We start from the raw sequence: 22,067 nt of genomic DNA on the forward strand, positions 1-22,067 counted from the left end.
ACCATCGGGAGACGGTGGTCGTTGACAGGGAAGGCAGCGGCCAGGATCCGCCCATGGCGGACCGGCCGCACCAGCGGTGCTCAGGTCCCCGGCGCGCCCGCCGGCGGATCCATCGCGGGAACCGGCCTCGGCGCTGTACCCCCACAGCCGCCAGACCAGCTCAACACAGGAGCCCAGCATCGACACCCTTGACACGGCCACGTCCTCCCCAGCGGCGTCCTCCCCCTCCCTGACGGAACCCGACTCGGCCGCCCCCGCGGGCACCGCCCCCGAGAACACCGACGCCGAAGCCGGTGGACGGGCGAGTGAACCGGTGATGGCGGGGCAGAAAACCGGCACCGAAGCGTTCCTCGTCAAGCTGTTCGCCATCGTGCCGCTGCTGGCGGTCGCCGCGGCGGTGCCGCTGGCCTGGGGCTGGGGGCTGAGCTGGCTCGACATCGGGCTGGCGGCCGGGTTCTACTGCTTCACCGGCCTCGGCGTCACGATCGGCTTCCACCGGTACTTCACCCACGGCGCCTTCCGCGCGCGGCGCGGGCTGCGGATCGCGCTGGCCGTGGCGGGCAGCATGGCCATGCAGGGGCCCGTGGTCGCCTGGGTGGCCGACCACCGGCGCCACCACGCGTACGCCGACCGTGACGGCGACCCGCACTCCCCGTGGCGCTTCGGCACCACGCCCGCCGCGCTGGCCAAGGGGTTCTGGCACGCGCACATGGGCTGGCTCTTCGACCGCGACAAGACCAACCCGCGCCGCTTCGCCCCCGACCTGCTCGACGACCCCGACATCAGCCTGGTCGACCGGCTCTTCCCGGTACTGACGCTGGTCACCCTGCTCGGCCCGGCGCTGCTCGGCGGCCTGATCACGATGAGCTGGTGGGGCGCGCTGACGGCGTTCTTCTGGGCCGGGCTGGTCCGCGTCGCCCTCCTGCACCACGTGACCTGGTCGGTCAACTCGCTGTGCCACATGATCGGCGAACGCCCGTACGAGGCCCGCGACCGCTCCGCCAACTTCTGGCCGCTCGCGATCCTGTCCTTCGGCGAGTCCTGGCACAACTCCCACCACGCCGACCCGACGGGCGCCCGCCACGGCGTCGGCCGCGGCCAGCTGGACATCTCCGCCCGGCTGATCTGGGTGTTCGAGAAGCTGAGCTGGGCCTCGCAGGTCCGCTGGCCCCGCCCGGAGCGCCTGGCCCGCAAGCTCCGCACGGCCGCCTGACCCACGAAAAAAGACCCGGCAGCGAACTCCGCTGCCGGGTCTTTTTCATCGCTGTACCAGCGTCATCACGTCTGTCCGGCGCGCCGGAGCATCCGGGCGGCCAGGTCCTCGTCGTCGGCGGCAACCCGGGCGGGCGGGGCGCCGAGAGGCGTGCCGCCGGTCCGGGAGACCACCTCGGTGACGAACCGGCCGACGGCCTCGGGCGAGGGGACGACATCGCCGCCGAGGCGGGAGAGCACCAGCGGCACCTCGGCCGGACGCGTCTCCACCGAGACGGCCCAGCCCTGGCGTGCGCTCCACACCAGCATCAGGTCGCGGCCCGGGTACTGCGCCGCACGCCGGCTGAGGCCGAGGTACGCGGTGACCGTGTCGGTGACTTCGAACGACGTTCCTTCCGGCGGAACGCCGACGGCGGCGGCGACAGCGTTCACGTAACCCTCGAGGGCGCTGCGCAGAATCTGGTGGTCGTCACCTGTGGGCAGCGACGAGAGAAGGTCGGGTCTGGACAGGAGCATCAGATCTCCGTTCCACCGTCCCGCCGCGCCGGTGGAACCGGCAGGAGCGGTGTAGAGGCCGGTGCCGGTCGGATGGACGGCAGCTGACCACTCACGACTGTACCCGTGTTCGACGGCAGAACCAGTGCTCAGCCGCTCTGTCCGCCGCTCATGTCCCCGCCGCCGCTGCCGCCGGAGTCCGCGATGCTGGTCGCGATCCAGCCGGCGAACAGGGCGGCCTGAACGTACGGCGCGGCCTCTCCGACCGCCCGGCCGACCGAGCGGGTCCACTTTTCCGGACGCGCCGGGCTCTCGGCGGCGGGCTCGCCCGCGGGACGGTCGGTGCGCCACGGTGTCTCGTCCGCGCGCACCTCGGCGAGGAAGTCCGCCGTCGGGTCGCCGTCCTGCTCGGTCATGCCCCCACGATCGCACCCCGGGCCGCCCGGGGCCACGTAACGAAAGAAAATCGCAAGGACTTCAGAACAGCAGCGGCAGCAACGCGTGCCGCCGTTTCAGCACCGCCCCGTACCGCGCGTCGAGGCGCAGCCACGAGTTGGTGGCCGTCACGCGCACCACGTCCCCGGCGATCGAGGAGTCCAGGAAACCCATGCCGGACAACGCGAACAGGCACCGCAGCTGGACCTTCACCTCCAGCTCGCCGCCCGTCACCGTCAGCACCGCCTGGTCCATCAGCGACGCCGGCGGGGTGCCGTGCGGGCCGGCGTTGTCGCGGGCCAGCGTGACCCCGCGGTCGGCCAGGTCGGAGACCACGGCCACCGGCAGCTCGTCCACCAGCTGCCACCGCCCGGCCGCGGGCAGCTCGGCGTGCCACATCAGGTCGCGCGCCGGGCCGGGGTCCATCACCGGGCCGCCCACCACGGTCAGCGCGGCGAGCAGCTCGTTGCCCGACACCGTGATGTCGGACGGCGTGACGGTCCCCGCCACCGCGCGGGTGGCGAGGACCTCGAACGGCGTGGCGGTCCAGGCCTCGACGACGCCGTCTTCGCGCTGGCGCAGCCGCACGGACGTCTGCCCGTCGAGGCGCACCGCCCGCGCGACGAACGCGCCGAGCGTGTCGCGGTCGCCCGCGTCGGGGATGCGCAGCTCAGGCATCGGCGAACACTCGCTTCAGGAATTCGGTCTCCGGTGCTGTCAGCCGGCGCGGCCGCAGCTTGGTGGTGTCGTACGGGGCCAGCACCGTCTCGGCCGTGACGGCCACCGGGTCCGACTCCTCCGGTCCCGTGTGGACGCGGTAGGCCAGCGTGATGCTGGCCGCCCGCATCTCGGTGAGCGTGATCTCCACGCGCACCGGGGTGTCCGGCGCGACGACGATCGGCGTCCGGTAGTGCACGGCCAGCTTGACCACGACCACTCCCTTGGGCAGCTCGGTGAGCCCGGCCTTCACCGCCTCGCCGAACAGCACCGGGATCCGGGCCTCTTCGAGCAGCGTCACCATGTTGGCGTGGTTGACGTGCCCGTAGACGTCCATGTCCGACCAGCGCGGCCGGACCTGTGCAACATAGGTCACCGCACCGTGCTCCGGATCTGGCGGGCCGCCACCGACAGGGTCGCGAGGTCGAGCCGCCCGGACCGGGTGATGTCGTCGAGGGCCACGCGCGCCCGCGACAGCCTCGAGGCGTTGACCTTCTCCCACTGGGCGATCTTGTCGGCGGTCGCGACGTCCTCGTCGCTGTGGCGCAAGGCATCGAGCGTGATGGCGCGCAGCGAGCCGTACACGTCGTCGCGCAACGAGAGCCGCGCGAGGGCATGCCAGCGGTTACCGCGCTCCAGCGCGCTGATCTCGGTGAGCATCTTGTCGATCGCCAGGTGGTCGGACAGCGCGTAGTACAGGTCGGCGGTGTCGCCAGGGCGGTGCACGATGTCCAGGCCCACCTGCTGCTCGGCCAGCTCGGCGACCTCGACGACGTCGAGCAGGCCGTAGCTGTGCAGCAGCAACGCGATCCGCCGGGCCAGGTCCGCCGGCACGCCCTCGTCCACCAGGTCGGCGGCGCCCGCCTCCACGGACTCGCGCTCGCGGCCGCGCAGCAGGTCGCCCAGCCGCGGGACCAGCTCCGCGAGCACCGGGCCGAACCGGTTGATCTCGGCCAGCGGCGCGAGCGGCTGCGGCCGGTTGGTGAGGAACCAGCGCGCGGCCCGGTCGAGCAGCCGGCGCGTCTCCAGCACCATGCGGTCGGCCACCTCGGTGGACACCACGTTGTCCAGCGCGTCGATCTCGGCCCACAGCTTCGGCAGGTCGTAGACGTGCGTGACCACGGCGTACGCGCGGACCGCGTCGGTGGCGGTCGCGTTCATCTCCTCCATCAGGCGGAAGACGAACGAGATGCCGCCGCCGTCGACCAGCTCGTTGGTCACCAGCGTGGTGATGATCTGGCGGCGCAACGGGTGCTGGCCGATGGCCTCGGTGAAGCGCTCGCGCAGCGGCTTCGGGAAGTACTCCGGCAGCCGGCGCGCGAACACCTCGGAATCGGGCAGCTCGCTGGCCAGCAGCTCGTCCTTCAGGTCCAGCTTCACGTGCGCGAGCAGCGTCGCCAGCTCCGGCGAGCTGAGGCCCTCGCCCGCCTTGTCCAGCGCGCGGAACTCCGAAGAGCTGGGCAGTGCCTCCAGCTTGCGGTCGAACGCGCCGGCCGAGACGAGCGCCGCGACCTGCCGCGCGTGCACCGACACCATCGGCCCGGCGTGCGCCCGGCTGACGCCGAGCACCGCGTTCTGCCGGTAGTTGTCGGCGAGCACCAGATCGGAGACCTCGTCGGTCATCTCCTCCAGCAGCTCGTTGCGCTGCGCCTGCTCCAGCCCGCCGGTGGCGACCAGGTGGTCCAGCAGGATCTTGATGTTGACCTCGTGGTCGGAGCAGTCGACGCCGGCCGAGTTGTCGAGCGCGTCGGTGTTGATCTTGCCGCCGGCGCGGGCGAACTCGATCCGGCCGAGCTGGGTCAGGCCGAGGTTGCCGCCTTCGCCGACCACCTTGGCGCGCAACTGGTTGCCGTTCACGCGCAGCGCGTCGTTGGCCTTGTCGCCGGCCGCCGCGTTCGACTCCGATTCCGCCTTGACGTACGTGCCGATGCCGCCGTTCCAGAGCAGCTCCACCGGGGCCAGCAGGATCGCCTGCATCAGGTCCATCGGGGCCATCGCGGTGACGCCCTCGGCGAGCCCCAGCGCCACGCGCACCTGCGGGCTGACCGGGATCGTCTTGGCCGAGCGCGGGTAGATGCCGCCGCCCTCGCTGATCAGCGAGCGGTCGTAGTCGTCCCACGAGCTGCGCGGCAGGTCGAACAACCGGCGCCGCTCGGCGTAGGACGAGGCCGCGTCCGGGTTCGGGTCGAGGAACACGTGCATGTGGTTGAACGCGGCCACCAGGCGGATGTGCTCGGACAGCAGCATGCCGTTGCCGAAGACGTCGCCCATCATGTCGCCGATGCCGACCACGGTGAAGTCTTCGGTCTGGGTGTCCGTGCCCAGCTCGCGGAAGTGCCGCTTCACGCTCTCCCACGCGCCCTTGGCGGTGATGCCCATGGCCTTGTGGTCGTAGCCGACGGAGCCGCCGGAAGCGAACGCGTCGCCCAGCCAGAAGCCGTACTGCGCGGACACCTCGTTCGCGATGTCGGAGAACTTCGCGGTGCCCTTGTCCGCCGCCACCACGAGGTAGCTGTCGTCCGCGTCGTGGCGTACCACGTCCGGCGCCGGGACCTCGCGGCCCTCGACCCGGTTGTCGGTGAGGTCGAGCAGGCCGGAGATGAACATCCGGTAGCAGGCGATGCCCTCGGCCAGCTGCGCGTCACGGTCCATGCCCGCGTCGCCGGTCGCCGCCGGCGGCCGCTTCACGACGAAGCCGCCCTTCGCGCCCACCGGCACGATAACCGCGTTCTTCACCGCCTGCGCCTTGACCAGGCCGAGCACCTCCGTACGGAAGTCCTCACGGCGGTCGGACCAGCGCAGGCCGCCGCGCGCGACCTCGCCGAAGCGCAGGTGCACACCTTCGACCCGCGGCGAGTACACGAAGATCTCGAACTTCGGCCGCGGCTCCGGCAGCTCCGGCACGCCGCTCGGGTCGAGCTTGATCGCGAGGTACGGCCGCAGGCCGCCCTCGGCGTCGGTCACGTGGTAGCTCGTGCGCTGCGTCGCGTTGATGACCGCCATCAGCCGGCGCAGGATGCGGTCCTCGTCGAGGCTGGTGACCTCGTCGATCATCGCGGTGATCTCGCCGACGAGCACCTCTTCGCGCGTCGATCGGTCCACATCGGACAGTTGCGGGTCGCAGCGCGCCTCGAACAGGTTCAGCAGCCGGGTGGCCACCTCGGTGTGCTTGAGCACGGTGTTCTGGATGTAGGCCTGGGAAAACGGGCTCCGCGCCTGCTGCAGGTACCGCGAGTAGGCGCGCAGCACGGCGGCCTGCCGCCAGGTGAGCCCGGCGCGCAGCACCAGGCCGTTGAAGCCGTCCACCTCGGCGTCGCCCTGCCACGCCGCGCGGAACGCGTCCTGGAACCGCTCGCGCAGCTCGGTGACGGCCGCGTCGCTCGACTCGCCGAGGGCCTGCGGCTCGATGCGCAGGCCGAAGTCGTAGATCCAGCTGGCTCCGCCGTCTTCGCGGAACAGCTCGTACGGGCGCTCGTCGACGACCTCGACGCCCATCACCTGCAGCACCGGAAGCACCTTCGACAGCGTGACGCCCTCGCCGCGCAGGTAGAGCTTGAAGCGGCGCTCTCCCGGCTCGGCGTCGGACGACAGGTAGAAGGACAGCGCGAGGTCGCCTTCGTCGTTCAGCGTGTCGAGGCGGCGCAGGTCGGCCAGCGCCTCCGCGGCGGTGAAGTCCTCCTTGTAGGCCTCCGGGAACACCGCGGCGAACCGCTGTCCCTGGTCGACCGCGGACTCCTCGCCCATCATGCCGATCGGCTGGCCGTCGCCCGCGCGCTCGCGCCGCTCGGCCAGGATCGCCTCGACCATCCGGTCGTCCCAGCCGCGCATCACGGAGTTCAGCCGCTCCTGGATCCGGGTGGTGTCCGGGTCGACGCGGTGCGCCGGGTCCGTGTGCACGATGAAGTGCACCTGCGCCAGGACGAACTCGCCGATCCGGGCGCTGTACTCGAGCTGGGTGCCTTCGAGCTCTTCGAGCAGCACCTCCTGCATCGCCAGCCGCGAACGCGTGGTGTACCGGTCCAGCGGCAGGTAGACCAGGCAGGAGTAGAAGCGGCCGTACGGGTCGCGGCGCAGGAACAGCCGCAGCCGGCGGCGGTCCGACAGCGTGATCGCGCCCGTGGTGGTCGCGTACAGCGAGTCGGTGTCCGCGGAGAACAGGTCCGCGCGCGGCCAGTTCTGCAGCACCTCCAGCATGCGCTGGCCGGAGAAGGACTCCATCGGGAAGCCGGCGCGGTGGATCACCTCGCGCACGCGCTTGGACACCACCGGGATGTCGAGCACGTTCTCGTGCAGCGCGGTGGTGGTGAACATGCCGAGGAACCGGTGTTCCCCGGTCACGTTGCCCTGCTCGTCGAACGTCTTCACGCCGACGTAGTACGGGTACACCGGCCGGTGGACCGTCGAGGGCGCGCTGGCCTGGGTGAGCACCAGCAGCGACGGCGCGAGGGCGTTCACCGAGTTGTCCGGGCCCGCGGTGAGGCTGCGGGCGGCGAGGCTGTCCTGGCGCAGCACGCCGAGGCCCGAGGCCAGCACGGCGCGCAGGGCGGGCTCGTCGGAGTCCGGGCTCGGGTTGTCCACCAGCTCGTAACGGCGGTAGCCGAGGAAGGTGAAGTGGCCGTCGGCGAGCCAGCGCAGCAGCCGGGAGCCCTCTTCGACCTCGTCCGCGGGCAGCTTCGGCGGCGCCTGCTCCAGCGACTCGGCGACGGCGCAGGCGGTCTGGCCCATCTTGTCGGCGTCTTCGACGACCTCGCGGACGTCGCCCAGCACCGAGGACAGCCGGTTGTCCAGCTCACGCGCCCGGTTCGGGTCGGTGACCAGGTCGATCTCGACGTACATCCACGATTCGGCGGCCGACATCGCGGGCGGGTCGGCGGGGTCGGCGTCCGGGTGCAGGCCGATCAGCTCGCCGGTGACGTCGCGGCTGACCACGACGATCGGGTGCACGATGCGCTGTACCTGCACGCCGTCCCGCGCGAACTCGGCGGCGACGCTGTCCACGAGGTACGGCATGTCGTCCGTGACCACCTGGACGACGGTCGCCTCCCGCGTCCAGCCGTCCTCGGCCGTGGACGGGTTGAGCAGCCGCACGGCGGGCCGCCCGGGGATGCGCTGCTTCGCGAGCTGCAGGTGCGACCGCACCGCACCGACCAGCGCGACCGGATCGTCGCCGACGATCTCCTCCGGCGGGATGTGCCGGTAGTAGAGCCGGATGAGGTCACCGATCTCCGGTGCCTGCGCGGCCGCGGCGGCGATCAGCTCGTCGCGGCTCTGCTCCGGGCTGGTAGAGCGGCGCTGGCCGCCGGACTCGGGGCCGACATCGGTTCCGGGCGGGGACGAGACTCCCGTCGAGCTCATTTGAGGCAACTCTCCACTGTGCGAGATATTAGGTCGGCGAGATCGAGACCAATCCGACACCTCATCGTGCCGGACCACCCCACCCTAATCCGCCCCCGTCGGGCGCCTCGCAAAGACCGGCAAGTTGTCCACACTTCGGTTTGCCCTTGTCCCGGCTGGGGATAACGCCTGATCGGTCAAGCTACCGGCGAGTCCGTGACACCCGTTCACCGCTCGAACCCCTTGGCCCGTCCGGTGCCCGCCCGCCGCGGCCGGTGACCTAGGGGCTTCGTAATCGGTTCAGTCAAAACAAGACTGCGCGGTCCCGCCACCGAAACCGCGAAAGGTTGCCTCCCCGCGGTGCGAGGATTACCACACCGAAACCGCCCGAACCGGCTCCCCGGTGGGCACTGGACCGGGGTCCGAGACGCTCCGGACGTCAGTCCACGGACCCGTTCCGCTTGCCGTCCCGCCCGGCCGAGTGCCCGTTCACCGAACGCCGCTGCTCGTCCTGCGACCCGAGCTTCTTCACCAGCGCCGCCGCACTGGCCGTGCCGGCCTGATGCTCGGCCAGCGCCCGCGCCAGCAGCTCCGCGAGCCCGGCGTCCGGCGGCGGCTCGTCCTCCGCGATCGCCCGGGCGTAGCTCTCCGGGAACGGCTGGGCCGTGGGCGTCCAGCTGTCGAAGTCCTCGAGCGGGTCGAGCGACGGCGGCATCCGCAGCCGGGGCAGCCACGGCTCGGCGGCGGCTTCTTCTTCGGTCAGCTCGGGCCGGGGCGGCGGGGCGAGGTCGGGCCGCTCCCGCTTCCACGGCGGGTCGGCCTCGGCCGCTGCCCCGGCGGCGACCGCCTGTGTTTCGGGGACGGGCTCGGCCGTCCGCGCGACGTCCTCGTGCGTCCCGGACTCGTCCGCCCGGCGACGGCCGCCGCCACCGGAGCCGGCACCGCCGGAGATGCCGAGCCGGTCGAGCACCGACCGCGCGGCCACGGACCCGTGCTCGGAGTCGTGCCGCGTCTTGCGGCTGCCCTGGACCTCCCGCCGGGCGCGTTCCTCGCGTGCCCACTCGTCGCTCTCCCAGAGCGGCGCGGCGGTCTCGTCGGCGGGCGCCGGGGCCAGCGCCAGTTCGGGCAGGATGTCCGACAGGTCCGGCATCGCCAGCGACAACCGCGCCGGCTCCGGCGGCGCGGCCGGGGCTTGGACGACCGGGGGTGCGACCGGGGCTTCGTATGCTCGCGCCGGGGCTTCGACCGGCGTTTCCACCGGCGCCTCAACGGGTTCGGGCGCAGCTGGCCGCCGGTACGTCTCAACGGGTTCCGGCGCGGCAACCACCTCGGGCCGCCGGAACGGCTTCACCCAGCCCGGCAACGCCGCGGGCTTGGCCTCGGCCGCGCGCCGGCCCGCCACGTCCTCCTGACGACGCCGCCCACCGCTCGACGCGGCTTCACCACGGCGTTCAGTGCTCTCTTGCCGCGCGCTCTCTTGCCGCGCGCTCTCTTGCCGCTGCGGGCTCGCGGGCCGCGACTCGGTCTCCGGCCGCCGCTCGACGCCGTTTGCCGCGCGCCGGTCCGCGTCCTCTTGGCGCCGCTTGCCACCGGACGTGGCCGTCCGGCTCTCGGCGGCCTCCGCCCGCGACCCCGCGACGGGCTGCGATTCCCTTGTCCCAGCAGCGTTCTCGCGCGTTTCGACAACGCGCTCCGGCTTCCGCGCGACGGGTTCCGCCTGCCGCGGCGACGCCGGGGCGTCCGGTAGGTCGCGGATCGCGGGGAAAACCGCGGTCTGCTCGGCCTCGCGCTCCCCGCCCGTCCGCCCGAAGGACCAGGACGGCGTTGTGCTCGCGGGCTCAGGCTCGGTGGGCGCCGGCAGTTCGACGGGCGCCTCCGGCACCGATCCCGCAGCGGTGAAGTACGCCGTCTCGCCCTCGGGTTCGGGAGCGGGCCGGGACCGGCCGTGCCGTGTCAGCTCGGCCGGCCGCATGAATGTCGTGGTGTCGTCGTCCCGCAAGGGTTCCACCGCGATCGGCACGGGACGCGACGGCGGCGCGACGGCCAGCACGTCGTCGAGGTCCACGGCCGCCAGGGTGTCCGCGCCGAACTCGCCCGCGAGCAGCCCGCAGGCCTGCCGTCGCGACCGCGAGTGCAGGTGCTCCGCGGCGCGAGAACGGTGCAGGCACGCGATCGCCTCCTCCGCCCGGCCGAAGCGCTCCTCGATCTGCGAAAGCTCCAGCCACAGCCGCGCGGTGACGGCGTGCAGGCCGTGCCGCTCGGTGCTCGCGACGGCCTCTCGCACAAGCTCCGTCGCTGCCTCGCCCGCGCCGGCGGGCAGGTGGATCCGGGTCGCCACGGCCAGGCGGAGCCAGCTCGCGGGCGCGACCCCCGCGGCGCGCACCGGCTCCGCGAGCGTCGGCTGCGCGATCTCCAGCGCCATCTCGGCGTCACCGCGGTCCAGCAGCGTGCTCACCAGCTGCAGCACGAGCCGGACGCGGACCAGGCCGCCGTCGTCCTCGGGCCGGTCCATCTTCTCCAGGAAGCCGAGCCCGGTGCGGGCGGCGTCGGCGGCCGCGGTGAGGTCGCCGTGCCGGCGGCGGTGCGCGGCGGTTCCGTTACGCAGCAACGCCCGGACCAGCAGCCGGGTGTCGGCGTCGAGCGAGTCGTCGTTCTGCACCAGCCGGTCGGCCTCGACGAGCACCCGGTCCAGCTCCGGCTTACGGCCGAACTGTGCCAGGCAGCCCACGAGATGGCACAGCGCTTCCGCACGATGCACCGGCGAAACCACGGGGTCCGACAAAACCGGGCGCAGCGCGGCGATCCCGGTCAACGGCGTGCCGAGGCTGCGCGCGCACACCGCGAGGTCGATCCGCAGCCGCGCGGCGATGTCGCCGTACCCGGCGTGCTCGGCCGCGCGCAGAGCCGCGACCGCGCGGCCGACCGTCGAAGGCCGTGAGCCGATCCGCACGCGCGCCGACACCACCAGGCTTTCGGCGCGGATCCACTGCTCGTCCGCCCCGGCGGCCTCGGCGAGCGCAGCGGCGCGCTCACCGAGCACCAGAGCCAGTTCCGGGGCACGCAGGTGCAGTGCGTCCGCCCGCTCGATCAGCCGCCCGACCGCGGAAAGGGTCCCGCCCCCGGCAACGGCGGAGCGCCCGCCCACGGATGCGGGCGAGCTCGACCGGTTGTGCCTGCTGGCTTCCACGCGGGACCCCGCCTCCCCTTAGTCGCGGGTCAGCTTGCGGTGGGTGACCCGGTGCGGGCGCGCGGCCTCGGCGCCGAGGCGCTCGACCTTGTTCTTCTCGTAGCCCTCGAAGTTGCCCTCGAACCAGAACCACGAGGCCGGGTTCTCGTCCGTGCCCTCCCAGGCCAGGATGTGCGTCACGACCCGGTCGAGGAACCACCGGTCGTGCGAAATCACCACGGCGCAGCCGGGGAACTGTTCGAGCGCGTTCTCCAGCGAGCCCAGGGTTTCGACGTCCAGGTCGTTCGTCGGCTCGTCCAGCAGGATCAGGTTTCCGCCCTGCTTGAGCGTCAGCGCCAGGTTCAGCCGATTGCGCTCACCACCGGAGAGCACGCCCGCCGGCTTCTGCTGGTCCGGGCCCTTGAAGCCGAACGCGCTGACGTACGCGCGCGAAGGCATTTCGGTCTGCCCGACGTGGATGTAGTCGAGCTTGTCCGAGACGACCTCCCACACCGTCTTCTTCGGGTCGATCCCGGCGCGGTTCTGGTCCACATAGGACAGCTTGACCGTCTCGCCGATCTTGACCGTGCCGTCGTCCGGCTGCTCGAGCCCCACGATGGTCTTGAACAGCGTGGTCTTGCCGACGCCGTTCGGGCCGATCACGCCGACGATGCCGTTGCGGGGCAGGTCGAACGACAGCCCGTCGATGAGCACCCGGCCGTCGAAGCCCTTGCGCAGCTTCTCGACGTCGACCACGACGCTGCCCAGCCGCGGGCCCGGCGGGATCTGGATCTCCTCGAAGTCGAGCTTGCGGTGCTTGTCGGCCTCCGCCGCCATCTCCTCGTAGCGGTCGAGCCGCGAGCGGGACTTGGTCTGGCGGGCCTTGGCGTTGGACCGCACCCACTCCAGCTCGGTGCGGAGCCGCTTGGCGAGCTTGGCGTCCTTCTTGCCCTGGACCTCGAGCCGCTCGCGCTTCTTCTCCAGGTAGGTGGAGTAGTTGCCCTCGTAGCCGACGACGCGGCCGCGGTCGAGCTCCATGATCCACTCGGCCACGTTGTCCAGGAAGTACCGGTCGTGGGTCACGGCCAGCACGGCGCCGGCGTACTTCATCAGGAACTGCTCCAGCCACAGCACGCTCTCCGCGTCCAGGTGGTTGGTGGGCTCGTCGAGCAGCAGCAGGTCGGGCGCGGACAGCAGCAGCTTGCACAGCGCGACCCGGCGGCGCTCACCACCGGAGAGGTGGGTGACGGCGTCGTCCGCAGGCGGGCAGCGGAGGGCGTCCATGGCCTGCTCGACGGTCGAGTCGAGTTCCCAGGCGTCCGCGTGGTCCAGCTCCTCCTGGAGCTGTCCCATCTCCTCCATCAGCGCGTCGCTGTAGTCGGTCGCCATCAACTCGGCGATCTCGTTGTAGCGGTCGAGCTTGACCTTGACGTCGCCGAGCCCCTCCTCGACGTTCTGCCGGACCGTCTTCTCCTCGTTCAGCACCGGCTCCTGCATGAGGATGCCGACGCTGGCGCCCGGCTGGAGGAACGCTTCGCCGTTGCTGGCCTGCTCGATCCCCGCCATGATCTTGAGAACGGTGGACTTACCGGCACCGTTCGGACCCACCACGCCGATCTTGGCGCCGGGGTAGAACGCGGTGCTGACGTCGTCGAGGATGACCTTGTCCCCGACGGTCTTGCGCACCTTCTTCATGGTGTAGATGAACTCGGCCATACAAGCGATCGTAGAGTGGCCCGTTCCGCGGCTCGACGGCGGTCACCGTGGTACTACCGACGGTCACACCCAGATCACGCGGACGGCATCATCGCCCGGCGTGTCTCACTCGACTCGCTTGCCGTCGGCGAGGTTCTTCAGCATCGCGTTGTACGCCGCGAGTTCCTCGCCGCCGGTGTTCTCCTCGCGCCGGTCCTTGCGCTTGGCCTCGCGCTCGTCGGCGCGCGCCCACTGCACCAGCAGCGCGATCAGCACCAGCAGCACGGGCACCTCGCCCGAGGCCCACGCGATGCCGCCGCCGAGGCGCTGGTCGGTGAGCAGGTCGCCGACCCACGGCAGGCGCAGCTGCGAGTAGAAGGTCTGGCCGATCACGGTCTGCATGTTCATCAGGATCACGCCGAAGAACGCGTGGAACGGCATGGCGGCGAACATCATCCCGAGCCGCCCGATCGGCGGGATCCGCCGCGGCGCCTGGTCGACGCCGATCACCGGCCAGTAGAAGACGTACCCGGCGAGCAGGAAGTGCGCGTTCATCGCCAGGTGCGCCCAGTGGTAGTTCAGCGCGGAGTCGAACAGGCCGGAGAAATACAGCGCGTAGAACGATCCGACGAACAGCAGCAACGCGACGATCGGGTGCGTCAGGAACCGCGAGACGGGCGAGTGCACGGCCGCCAGGAGCCACTCTCGCGGCCCCGGAGGCGCTTCGCGGCCCGCGGCGGGCAGGGCTCGCAGCGCGAGCGTCACGGGGCCGCCCAGCACCAGCAGCACCGGCGCGACCATGGACAGCATCATGTGGCTGCCCATGTGCACGCTGAACATCGCCGGCGAGTAGCGGCCGATGCCCGAGGACGTCGCGAACAGGATCACCAGGCAGCCGGCGAGCCAGGCGACGAGCCGCCCGACCGGCCAGGCGTCGCCGCGCTTGCGCAGCCGCCACACGCCCGCCAGGTACAGCCCGGCGAGCACGATCGCGGCGGTCCCGTAGACGAGGTCGAAGCGCCAGTCGGTGAGCAGGCGCCAGAACGTCGGGGCGCCGTCGAGGTTGTAGCCGATCAGCAATTCGGTGGTGGAGGGCTGGGTGACCGCGTCGGCCGGCGGTGGCGTCCGCGCCAATCCGGAGGCCAGGCCGATCGTGACGAACATGATCAGCACCTCGACCGCCGCGAGCCGGAGCAGCTGGCTGCCGCCCTCGCCGTTGACCAGCCCGGCGACGCCGCGGCGACGCTGCTGGTGGCCGAAAACTCCGAGCAGCAGCAACGCGACCGTCTTCGCGACGACGAGCAGGCCGTAGTCGGTGGTCAGCAGATCGCCGAGGTTGATCCGCACCAGCGCGTTGATCACGCCGGAGATCGCCATCACGATCCAGCACACCAGCGCCATCCGGGAGAACCGCTTCGCGGCGAGCGTCAGGTGGTTGCCGCGGCGCCAGCCGAGGGCGAGCAGGGCGACCAGCCCGCCGACCCACAGCGAGGCGGCGACCAGGTGGTACAGCAGGCTGTTGGTGGCCATGTCGTGCGAGCCGCCGCTCGCGGAGTGGCCGGTGACGGCGACCGGGATCAGCCCGGCGACGGCGACGAAGAACAGCACCGTCGTCCAGCCCCACGTCAGCACGAGCCGGCAGCCGAGGGCGAGCAGGACCGCGATCAGCGCCGTCCACAGCCAGGCCTTCGGCTGCTCGATCGCGTCGACCAGGTCCAGGAGTGTCTGGGGCGAAAGGACTTCCCCGAACGGCTTGCCCGCGCCGTCGGCCGCCGTGAACGCCACCGAAAGCAGCGCGGCGGCGAACCAGACCCACGCGGCGATCCCCGCGGTGCGCACCGCGGCGTACCCCTCGGGCCCGAGCGTGCCGGACTTCTGCGGGGGGACCAGGAACGCGGCCAGCAGCAGCGCGCCGATGCAGACGACCGACGCGGCCTCCGAGAGCACCCGCACGACCGTGATGCCGTAGCGGGTGACCAGCCCGGGGTCGGGCAGCCCCGCGATGAGGTAGCCGGCTCCACCGGTGAGAGCGACCAGTCCCACCGCGATGAGGGCGGCGAGGAGCACCCCGACCGACAGCAGCGGCAGGACGCTCGCCCGGCGCTGGGCAGGCAGTTCCGGTTTCGTCACGGCATCCGAGGGCACCTCACGAGACTAGGCCGGGCCGCATCCGGCCGGAACGGGGGTGCGCGCGGGCATGATGGGCTTTGTGCGGATCATCCTGCTACGTCACGCCGAGTCGCTCGGGAACGTGGACGAACTGGCCTATACCCGGATTCCCGACCACGCCATCCCGCTCACCGAAGCCGGTCGAGAGCAGGCCCATGAGGCCGGCCCGGCGATCCGGCAACTGCTGCGCGGCGAGCGCCCGGCCGTCTATCTGAGCCCGTACCTGCGCACCCGCGAAACGTTCGCGCTGCTGGACATCGAGGGCGCGTGCGAGCGCGTGACCCAGGAGCCGCGGCTGCGTGAGCAGGACTGGGGCAACCTGCAGGACCCGGACGAGCAGGAGGTCCAGCGGCAGCGGCGGGACGAGTTCGGGCACTTCTTCTACCGCCTGCCCTACGGCGAGTCGGGCGCGGACGTCGACGACCGCGTCGCCGGATTCCTCGCGGACCTGTCCAGGAGCGGCGAAGATCACCCCGGGACTGTGCTGATCGTCTCCCACGGGCTCACGCTGAGGCTGTTGTGCCGGCGGCTGTTCGGCTGGAGCGTCGAGCTGTTCGAGTCGCTGTCCAATCCGCACACGTGCGAGTACCGCGTGCTGGAGTCGGACGGCCGCAAGTGGCGGCTGGACCGGCCGTTCGCGCAGTGGCGCGAATCACCCGACGGGGAGACGCAAGGCTAGAGGTGCACGCAGCCGGACGCGGGTGCCCTCGCCAGGCGCCGAGTCGATTGTCGCGTCGCCGCCGATTTCGGTGAGCCGACCGACGATCGAATGCTCGATGCCGAACCCGTGCCGGCGGCTGTCCGGGCGGAAACCCGTGCCGTGGTCGCGAATCGTGACGCTCACGCCGTCGCGTCTCGCCTCGACGGAGACGACCGCGCGGCGCGTGCCCGAGTGCTTGAGCGTGTTTCGCAGGGCTTCGCGCGCGGCGCCGTGCAACGTGTCCACGGTGGCTTCGGGCAGGTCGCCGAGCGCCGAGAGTTCAACGACTTCCGCGGCCAGGCCGTCCGCCGCGAGTTCCGCGGTCAGCGCGCGCAGCCGTTGTACGAGGCCCGCGGGTGAGGTGTCGTCGAGGCTGTCGAGGCTGAGGCGCAGGCGCAGCGCGTGCTCACGCGCGGTCCGGCGCACCCGGTCGAGGCTGCCGACGGGGTCGACGACGTCCGCGGGCGCGGGCAGCGCGAGCGACTCCATCACCTGCAGCACGGTGTCGTGGACGGCGCGCCGGTGCCGTTCGCGCTCCGCCGCCCGGCCGCGGCGCTCCCCGACGCCGAGTGCGAACCAGGCCGCCCCGCCGAGCAGGACGAGCACAGCCGCTGCCGCGATGGCCACCGTCACGAGTCCCCTCCCCCAAACCAACCTGAAATGGCGGTCTTCGCGCATTCATCTCAGTTTATGGCGAAGTCAGCTTGCCCCGGCAGGCGTGGGGTGTCAACGGGGTCAGGCGGAGGCTGTGACCTCTTCGTGACGCCGGGCGCGCACGGCGGCCAGCGCGGCCGGGACGATCAGCGCGGCGATCAGGGCGACCACCAGGAACGAGACGCTGAACGACGTCGCCTGCGCGATCCCGCCGATCAGCGGCGGACCGGCGAGGAAGCCGGAGTAGGCCACCGTGGAGACGAAGGCCAGCTCACGCTCGCCCCCGCCGCCGTCGGCCCGTTTCCCCGCGCTGCCGGCCAAGCTGAGCGCCAGCGGGAAGGCCGCGGCGAGCCCGGCCCCGGCGAGCGCGAAGCCGACGTACGCGAACGCGGCGGGCGTGAAGACCGCGGCGCAGACCAGGCCGAGTGCGGCGACGCCGGCCCCGGCCGCGAGGGAGCGCGTGGCGCCGAAGCGCTCCTGGCTCCACGCGCCGCCGAGCCGGGCCAGTGCCATCGCCAGCGAGAAGCCCGAATAGGCCAGCGCGGCGGCACCCTGGCCGACCCCGTGGGCGGTGACCATCAGCAGGGCGGACCAGTCGGAGCTGGCGCCTTCCGCGATCGCCGAGCACAGCGCGATGGAGGCGAGCAGCCACAGCGCGGGACGGCGGATCGCGGCCTTCGCCGGTGCCGTCGCCTTGGTCTCGCGCGGCGGCCGGTCCCCCGGCACGGCCTTGAGCACCACCGCGAGCACGACAACCGCCCCGGCCGCGGCCACGCTCAGGTGCCGCGCGGGCGACCAGTCGTGCCCGGCGGCCAGCCCGGCCAGCAGCGAGCCGGCGAGCGCGCCGAAGCTGAACCCGGCGTGCAGCGTCGGCATCACCGCCTTGCCGGTGCGGCGTTCCACGGCCACGCCGGCGATGTTCATGGCGACGTCCAGCGCGCCGACTCCGGCGCCCAGCACGAAGAGCGCGCCGGCGAGCAGCACGACCGACGGGGCGAAGCCGACCAGTGCGAGGGCCGCGGCGGCGACCAGCGTGCTGCCCGCGACGGCCGCGCGGGCGCCGTAGCGTTCGGTCAGCCGGCCGGAAATCGGTGCGCCGCAAAGCATTCCGACGCTGGCGCCGAGCAGCGCGAGCCCGAAGACGCCGGGCTCCGCGTGCACGTGCGCGGCGATGGCGGGGGTGCGCGGCGCCCACGAACCGAGTGCGGCGCCGTTGAGCGCGAACACCGCGAACACCGCCGTCCGGTCGCGCATCTCGCCGTCCTCTCTGCCGGGAGCCGTTGGCCCAGAATGACTTAAGCGCTTCAGCATGTCCAGGGCGCGCTATGCTCCGCCGATGACGAGCACCCGGCGACGGCGACCGACGCTGGACGACGTCGCGGAGGCGGTCGGGGTGTCGCGCGCGACCGTTTCCAACGCCTACAACCGGCCCGACCAGCTCTCCGCGCAACTGCGCCAGCAAGTGCTGCGCGCGGCCAAGGAACTGGGCTACCCGGGGCCGAACCCGACGGCGCGCAGCCTCGCCACGAGCCGGACCGGCGCGATCGCGTTCCTGCTGGACTCGTCGCTGTCGGCGGCGTTCTCGGACCCGGCGCTGTCGGTGACCCTGGACGCGCTGGCGAAGGCCGTCGACCCGACCGGGCACGCCCTGCTGCTCCTGCCCGGCGCCGAGGCGCAGAGCGGGCCGCCCGCCGAGCGGGTGCTGGCGGCGCAGGCGGACATCGCCGTGGCGTATTCGCTGGCCGACGGGACGCCCGCGCTGGACGCCGTGCACGACCGCGTCCTGCCGCTCGTGGTGATCGACCAGCCGCTGCTGCCGGAGACGGCCCGGGTGGGCTGCGACGACCGGGGCGGTGCCGCGCTGGCCGCCCGGCACCTGCTGGAGCTGGGGCACCGCCGGTTCGCGGTCCTGTCGGCGCCGCGGCTGTCGTCCGACGGGCCGTCGGGCCTGGAGTCCGCGCGGGCCAGCTCGTTCCACGGCACGCGCGAACGTCTGGCGGGCTACCTGGAGACGCTGGCCGAGGCCGGGGTGACGGACGTCGCCGTGTCGGAGGCGCCGTGGCTGTCGGCGGACAACGCGGCGGCCAGCGCCGCTTCACTGCTACGCGGCTCTCCCCGGCCGACCGCGCTGCTGTGCATGTCGGACCAGTTGGCGCTGGCGGCCGTCGCCGCGGCCCGGCAGCTGGGGCTGCGCGTGCCGGAGGACGTCTCCGTGGTGGGCTTCGACGACATCCCGCAGGCGGCCTGGGCGGACCCGCCGCTCACCACCGTCCGCCAGGACCTGGCCGGCAAGGGCCGGATCGCGGGCGAGCTGGTCCTGCACCTGCTCGACGACGGCGCCCCGCCCCCACCCGTCCAGCTGCCCGTCTCGCTGATCCGGCGTGACAGCACCGCGCCCGTTTAGCAATACCGTTCACCGATTTGTGGACAACCGGGTCCCATTCGAGCGACGGAAAACTACTTGTCCACAGACGTAGGAATGCGGGCAGACAAATCCCCCACCACCCGGCATCGTGGAAACCACACATTCCGCGGCGGCCCTCCCGGCCGCCCGAAGAGGGGGAGTTCCCATGATGTTCCGCCGACTGCTGCCTGCCCTGCCTTCACTACCGTCGTTGCCTTCACTGCCTTCGCTGCCGTCCCGCCGCCCGCACCTGCCGGCCCGGTTGCCGCGCGTCCTCCTTCTGGCCACAGCAGGCCTTCTGGCCGGTTCGGGCATCGCCCAGGCCGCACCATCCCCGGTTACGGCATCCGCTCCCGCGCAAAACAGCTCTACCGCCACTCTGTCCGTCGGCGACCCAGCCTGCACAGCCGGTGAATTCTGTCTCTGGTCCGAGGAGTCCTACGCGGGCGACACCCGGCATTTCGACCTCCGCACCAGCAACCCGAGTGACTGCATTCCCTTGCCCGAGGGATTCGAATCCCATTCCTTCGTGAACCACATGACACGCGACGTCACCATCTACCAAGGCGAAGACTGCACGACCGAGGGAGATTTCCACACCTATCCGGGTGGCGGCACTTACGTTCCGCAGTCCCCGTTCGTGGTCCGCGCCATCAAGATCTGGGAATGACCCCCGACCGGGCCCGCCGAACCGGCTAGCTCCAGGCCGAGTCGACTCGCAGCCGATCGCCGGACCCAGGGGCCGCATCCCCAGCGGCCCCGGCCCGTGGACGCACCGCCGCCCGGTGCGTCCACGGGCTCCCACCAGCCTCCCGGGGCGCCGTCCCCTGTTCTGTCCCCCATCGGCGCCCCGGGAGCCCTGCGCCATCGCCGCAGGTCACGACGTCTGCGCGCCCGCTGGCCCTGCACCTGCAGCGTCAGGTCCGCGCCCGCAGCTCCGGCGTGTGCCTTGCAGCCTCAGGTCTGCGCTTGCAGCTCGAGCGTGTGCCTGCAGCCTCAGGTCTGCCTGTGCCCGCAGCTCAGCAACACCCACCGCTCCGCCGACAACGATGGCAGCAGCCTCACCAGCAACGACGCCCGCCGCTTCACCGTCGCCCTGCCACAAACCCCGCCCACGCCCACAGCGCCGCGCACAGGTTGCAAGTCCCGCCAACGCAGAACCAAGCCACCACGTGGTCCGCCCGGCCACGAACCAACACGCCACCCGCCAACGCCGGCGAACGACCTTCACACCAGCCGTCCGCGCTCCGCCTGCCCAGCGGCAACCACCGACCCCACCAGTCCCGTGCCGACGACGTCGCAAGAACCCCGCAAATCCGTCACCGAAGACCTGAAACGATTCGACGGTGTCGAGCGATCGAGAGGATGGTGACGTCTAAGCTGCCGGTGCTGGAGATCGGCAACCGTCGTCGACCGGGCCCTCGTAGCTCAGCTGGATAGAGCAAGAGCCTTCTAATCTCTAGGTCGCAGGTTCGAGTCCTGCCGGGGGCACCACCAGGGAAAACGCTGTGCGCGCGCCGCGCACAGCGTTCCCGCAGCGAGAAGTCTCCCTGCACAGCCGTCCGCCCGCGCCCGCGTTCGCGGCAGCCCACAATGGACGGCCGCCCGTCCCGTCCACACCACACCGGGCACGGGAAGACGGATCCGTGAAGCGGCCGAATGGTCCAACAATCCTGCCCCGAGTTCCACTTGAGACAAGCTTGTTACCTCACGCGCGAAACGCCCGCCCAGTCGTCCAGACCACCCACCCGAGACGACTTGATCACACCCAGCCACAACCACCCTCAGCACCGGCACGATCCACCGCCACCGCCACCGCCGACCACCGACCACCGACCACCGACCACCGACCACCGACCGAGGCTCAGCCACCGCCGCGGCCGACCGCACACACCACAACCCCTCGTGCAGGCGACCGCTGACCGAACGGTGCCCTGCAGGCAACCGCCCGCGCAGGCTCCCCGCACGGCCAGTCCGCTCACCGGACGCTGCCCGTGCGGCCAGCCGCTCGATCACCGCTCCCCGTGCAGCCGGTCGCTCGCTCACACCGCCCACGCAGCCAGCCGCCCCACCCCGCCCATGCCGCCCGCCCGGGTGTGGCGCCCGGTCGCCCGCATGCCCACCAGTCGCGCGACCAGCCGCCTACTCGGCCAACGCCGCCCCCGCAGCCAGCCGCCCGCCGAACACCATCCGCACGGCCGCCAGTCGCCTCACACCACCTACGCGGCCAGTCGCCTACATCACCTGTGCAGCCGGTCGCCCACACCGCCACACCATCCGCGCAGCCGGGTCGCCCGCACCGCCCACGTCGCCCGCACCGCCCACGTCGCCCGCGCAGCCACCCGCTCGGCCAACGCCGCCCCCGCGGCCAGCCGCCCGCCGAACACCATCCGCGCAACCAGTCGCCCGCGCCCCGCCAGTCGCCCGCATTGCCCGCGCCCCGCCAGCCGCCCACATTGCCCGCGCCCCGCGCGACCAGTCGCTCGCTCAACACCGTCCGCGTGGCCAGTCGCTCATCTGCCCGCCTGCGGGCAGCCGCTCGCCCAGCCGTCGGGCAGCCACCTGCCCCACCGGCCCCGGGCCATCGGGGCCGTATCCAGCCGTCGCCGCCTGAGCGGGTGGTCCCACCCATCTACGCCGGGTTGCCGGCCACTCAGCAAAGGATCCCGTCGTGGAGCAGACCCCTCCCGGACCCCGGCGCCGCGCCGCCAACCAAGCCGCCCGGGCCGCGTTCCAGGAGGCTCGGCGGGCCGGTCTCGTGCGCCGCCACCTGCTGAAGCTCCGCTATCTCACCGACCATCCCCACGTGGCCGAGCACAACTCGCCCCCGGAAGACGGCGGACCCGAGCCCCTCCCGGCACCCACCCCGCTGCCCCGACGGCGCTCCAGACGCAACCCGCTCGTGCAGCTGGCCTTCGATTTCGCCCCCGAACCAGCGCCAGAACGGTCCACATCGGACGCAGAAGCCGCCTGACGCCAAGCACGGCAACGGGATCCGAAGCAGCCGTTCACCCCGGCAGCCGACCGGCGTTGGCATGCCGACAGCAACCCCTCATCTCCCCGATCCCACGGTGTGAGACGGAGCA

Annotated in this window: 15 protein-coding genes and 1 tRNA gene; 6 read left to right on the top strand and 10 right to left on the bottom strand. The window is 72.0% G+C overall.

Translation table 11 applies throughout. The features are described 5' to 3' along the window. The first annotated feature begins 316 nt into the window (after window positions 1-316). Window positions 317-1,213: an acyl-CoA desaturase gene (locus tag OG943_RS23355; protein WP_328611928.1), complete on the top strand. Its 897-nt coding sequence runs from the start codon at window positions 317-319 to the stop codon at window positions 1,211-1,213. Between the two features lie 65 nt (window positions 1,214-1,278). Here OG943_RS23355 and OG943_RS23360 read toward each other — a convergent pair whose 3' ends face one another. The 8 genes from OG943_RS23360 to OG943_RS23395 form a co-directional block, all read right to left on the bottom strand. Then, entirely contained in the window at window positions 1,279-1,728 is a 450-nt protein-coding gene (locus OG943_RS23360; protein ID WP_328611929.1) for a DUF6292 family protein, read from the bottom strand. 128 nt (window positions 1,729-1,856) lie between these two features. Further along, window positions 1,857-2,123, bottom strand: coding sequence for a hypothetical protein (locus tag OG943_RS23365; RefSeq protein WP_328611930.1), 267 nt, complete (start codon window positions 2,121-2,123; stop codon window positions 1,857-1,859). Window positions 2,124-2,184: 61 nt separating this feature from the next. Continuing rightward, window positions 2,185-2,820, bottom strand: coding sequence for a hypothetical protein (locus OG943_RS23370; RefSeq protein ID WP_328611931.1), 636 nt, complete (start codon window positions 2,818-2,820; stop codon window positions 2,185-2,187). Continuing rightward, complete coding sequence (locus OG943_RS23375) at window positions 2,813-3,235, bottom strand: acyl-CoA thioesterase (RefSeq protein ID WP_328611932.1); 423 nt, start codon at window positions 3,233-3,235, stop codon at window positions 2,813-2,815. Before OG943_RS23375 ends, OG943_RS23370 begins: the two co-directional genes overlap by 8 nt. Then, the gene (locus OG943_RS23380; RefSeq protein WP_328611933.1) at window positions 3,232-8,214 is read right to left on the bottom strand and encodes an NAD-glutamate dehydrogenase; all 4,983 of its coding nucleotides are present in this window, start codon (window positions 8,212-8,214) and stop codon (window positions 3,232-3,234) included. The genes OG943_RS23375 and OG943_RS23380 overlap by 4 nt, the downstream gene beginning before the upstream one ends. Window positions 8,215-8,632: 418 nt before the next feature. Continuing rightward, window positions 8,633-11,380, bottom strand: a complete 2,748-nt coding sequence (locus tag OG943_RS23385) for a hypothetical protein (protein WP_328611934.1) — start codon at window positions 11,378-11,380, stop codon at window positions 8,633-8,635. 18 nt (window positions 11,381-11,398) lie between these two features. Next, the gene (gene ettA / locus OG943_RS23390; protein WP_328611935.1) at window positions 11,399-13,075 is read right to left on the bottom strand and encodes an energy-dependent translational throttle protein EttA; all 1,677 of its coding nucleotides are present in this window, start codon (window positions 13,073-13,075) and stop codon (window positions 11,399-11,401) included. A gap of 105 nt (window positions 13,076-13,180) precedes the next feature. Next, on the bottom strand, window positions 13,181-15,199 hold the full coding sequence (locus tag OG943_RS23395; protein WP_328611936.1) for a cytochrome c oxidase assembly protein: 2,019 nt from the start codon (window positions 15,197-15,199) through the stop codon (window positions 13,181-13,183). A gap of 64 nt (window positions 15,200-15,263) precedes the next feature. Here OG943_RS23395 and OG943_RS23400 point away from each other — a divergent pair, with 64 nt between their 5' ends. Continuing rightward, window positions 15,264-15,902 (top strand): histidine phosphatase family protein, encoded by a 639-nt coding sequence (locus OG943_RS23400; RefSeq protein WP_328611937.1) that lies wholly within the window; start codon window positions 15,264-15,266, stop codon window positions 15,900-15,902. On the opposite strand, the gene OG943_RS23405 is transcribed toward OG943_RS23400, so the two are convergent. Both OG943_RS23405 and OG943_RS23410 read right to left on the bottom strand, forming a co-directional pair. Then, window positions 15,876-16,556, bottom strand: coding sequence for a sensor histidine kinase (locus OG943_RS23405; protein ID WP_328611938.1), 681 nt, complete (start codon window positions 16,554-16,556; stop codon window positions 15,876-15,878). The genes OG943_RS23400 and OG943_RS23405 overlap by 27 nt on opposite strands. Window positions 16,557-16,658: 102 nt before the next feature. Next, window positions 16,659-17,831 (bottom strand): MFS transporter, encoded by a 1,173-nt coding sequence (locus OG943_RS23410; protein ID WP_328611939.1) that lies wholly within the window; start codon window positions 17,829-17,831, stop codon window positions 16,659-16,661. 82 nt (window positions 17,832-17,913) lie between these two features. Between OG943_RS23410 and OG943_RS23415 the strand changes: the two genes are divergently transcribed. From OG943_RS23415 to OG943_RS23430, 4 genes are all read left to right on the top strand, one after another. Further along, a complete protein-coding gene (locus OG943_RS23415; RefSeq protein WP_328611940.1) occupies window positions 17,914-18,981 on the top strand; it encodes a LacI family DNA-binding transcriptional regulator in 1,068 nt (355 codons plus the stop codon). A gap of 229 nt (window positions 18,982-19,210) precedes the next feature. Then, entirely contained in the window at window positions 19,211-19,651 is a 441-nt protein-coding gene (locus tag OG943_RS23420; protein WP_442874807.1) for a peptidase inhibitor family I36 protein, read from the top strand. Between the two features lie 747 nt (window positions 19,652-20,398). Next, window positions 20,399-20,475: transfer RNA gene (locus OG943_RS23425), tRNA-Arg, on the top strand. Window positions 20,476-21,652: 1,177 nt separating this feature from the next. Then, window positions 21,653-21,955, top strand: a complete 303-nt coding sequence (locus OG943_RS23430) for a hypothetical protein (RefSeq protein WP_328611941.1) — start codon at window positions 21,653-21,655, stop codon at window positions 21,953-21,955. Window positions 21,956-22,067: the final 112 nt, after the last annotated feature.

Source organism: Amycolatopsis sp. NBC_00345 (genome assembly GCF_036116635.1).
Classification (GTDB): domain Bacteria; phylum Actinomycetota; class Actinomycetes; order Mycobacteriales; family Pseudonocardiaceae; genus Amycolatopsis.